2 protein-coding genes and 1 pseudogene are annotated in these 2094 nt (G+C 70.8%); 1 reads left to right on the plus strand and 2 read right to left on the minus strand.

The genetic code is table 11. The annotated features are described in order from the left end of the window. On the plus strand, positions 1-737 hold a 737-nt coding region (locus tag ACVNF4_RS35260), incomplete at its 5' end, for a lysylphosphatidylglycerol synthase transmembrane domain-containing protein (protein WP_461806924.1). A gap of 35 nt (positions 738-772) precedes the next feature. Here the strand turns inward: ACVNF4_RS35260 and ACVNF4_RS35265 are convergent. Both ACVNF4_RS35265 and ACVNF4_RS35270 read right to left on the minus strand, forming a co-directional pair. After that, positions 773-1141: a hypothetical protein gene (locus ACVNF4_RS35265; RefSeq protein ID WP_461806925.1), complete on the minus strand. Its 369-nt coding sequence runs from the start codon at positions 1139-1141 to the stop codon at positions 773-775. After that, positions 1138-2094, minus strand: a pseudogene (locus tag ACVNF4_RS35270) (hypothetical protein); the annotation flags it as partial. The pseudogene ACVNF4_RS35270 and the gene ACVNF4_RS35265, both read right to left, overlap by 4 nt.

Below are 2094 nucleotides of genomic sequence, written 5' to 3' on the forward strand. Positions count from 1 at the left end.
TGTCCGAGCGGCTGCCCCGGCTGCGGCTGCTGGCCACCCAGTTCGCGGCCGGCGCCGCCAACCACCTGCTGCCGACCGGGCTCGGCGCCGGCGCCGTCAACCTGCGGTTCATGACGGTGTGCGGGGTGCCGCTGGCCCGCTCCTCGGCCGCCCTCGCGCTGTATCTCCTCGCGGAGAGCGTCGCCCGGGTGGGTCTGCTGGGCGCGCTCCTCGCGGCCTTCCCCGACGCCCTGGACTTCACCTCTTTGACACCCGCCGGCTCGGCCGGTCCCCTGCTCGTGGGCCTCGGCGCGGTCGCGTCCGTCGCCGTCCTCGCCCTGGTCCTCGTACGGCGGCTGCGCGCACCCGTCGTCCGCTTCCTGCGGGCCGCCCTCACCGAGGCGCGGTCCGTGCACACGCGTCCCGGCCGGGCCCTCGCCCTGTGGGGCGGTTCGCTGGCCTTCCCCCTCCTCCAGGCCGCCGGGCTCGCCGCCGTGGGACGGGCGCTGGAGCTGCCGGTGCCGGTGCTGCACATGGCGCTCGCCTATCTCGCCGCGACCGTCGCCGTCGCCGTGGTGCCGACGCCGGGCGGGATCGGGTCCGTCGAGGCGGCCCTCGTGATCGCGCTGGTCGCGGCGGGGGGTCCGTTGGCGCTGACGACCGCCGTCGTGCTGACGTACCGGGTGATCACGGTGTGGCTGCCGCTGGTGCCGGGGGCGGTGACGTTGGGGGCGTTGGTGCGGTTCAAGGTGATATGAGGAACGCCCACCCCCGGGTGGGGGTGGGCGCCGGGTCACTCCTCGTCGTCGGGGAGCCTCGGGAGGATGTCGTCGAGGGTGCCGTACTGGTCGTACAGGTCCTCGACGGCTCGGACCATGGAGTCCACACCCGGTTCACGGACCACGACGAGGCCCTCGGCCCACAGATAGGCGCCGTGCAGGCTCTCGCCGGTGCCGTGCCAGCGGTCCATGATCTTCTGGATGCGGCCCTGCGTCATGACGTTGGCGCACCACTCCTCGCCGCCGGGTCCGACGATCAGGACGTCACCGTCGTCGATCGTCTCGGGTGTGCTGCCGTCGCCCACCGTGAACCGGACGGTGAGTTTGGCTCCGCGTACGGTCCAGAACGGTTCGTCGACCTTGATGTCCATGCGGTCCCTCACCCGTACAGCTCCTTCAGCCGCGCGATGACCTTCTTCTCCAGTTTCTTGTTGGACTTGGCGACGATTTCGATCACATCGCCCTTCTGCCGGTAGAACAGCCGGGCGCCGGCATTGCTTCGGGCGTACCTGATGCCTGCGGGGAGCGTCCCTTCGCCGAGGCCGGAATTCAGGTTGCCTTCCGCAAGCTTGAAGATCATGGCGTTCAGGTCGGCTTGCACCCTCTCGTTCCTGACCGACTCCAAGGCGAGATCCGTGAGCCGCTTGTCCTTGCCGACGGCCGACTTCATGCAGTACACCACCTTGGGCTTGGGACCCTTGGCCGCGATGGTGCTCCGGCCGGACGCGGCCAGCGCAAGACCCAGCACGCCGTCGGCAAGGTCCAGCAGACACGCCGCCGGCGCCTTCCCCTTGCGCAGGACCTCCAGAAGCTTGCGGAGTCTGTCCAGCGCGTGCTTGGCCTGGAGCGAGTCGTCGAGGAACTTCCCGACACCGGTGCTGATCTTGACGATGGCCTTGCCGAGCGCGGGGATCTTGCCGACGGCGACGACGAGAGCGGCGGCGTTGACGAGGGTCCACAGGCAGCTCTCGACGTCGCCGGAACCCAGGCAGCGCTTGAGGTCCTTCTCGCCGATGAACTCCAGGACGATGTCCGCGCCGTTCTGCCTGACCCAGTCGATGACGTCCATCGAGGCGAGCGCCTTCGCGGAGCGGTACTCGTCCACGCAGGTCTGACCGCACTCCTTCAGCAGGAGCGCCTCGTCGCTCGCCGAGAGACCGGGACCCGAGTCGGGACTGCCGGTCGCGGCAGCCGCGCGGTCCGCCTCGACCTTCTTGCGGAACTCCTCCTCGGCGGCGTCGGCGGCGGCATCGGCGTCCTCGGCGGAGCCCTGCGCGTCCTTGGCGGCGGCCTCGGCGTCGACCGCGTCCCGCTCGGCCTCCGTCGCCGTGTCCCG

This window comes from Streptomyces sp. S6 (genome assembly GCF_054880855.1).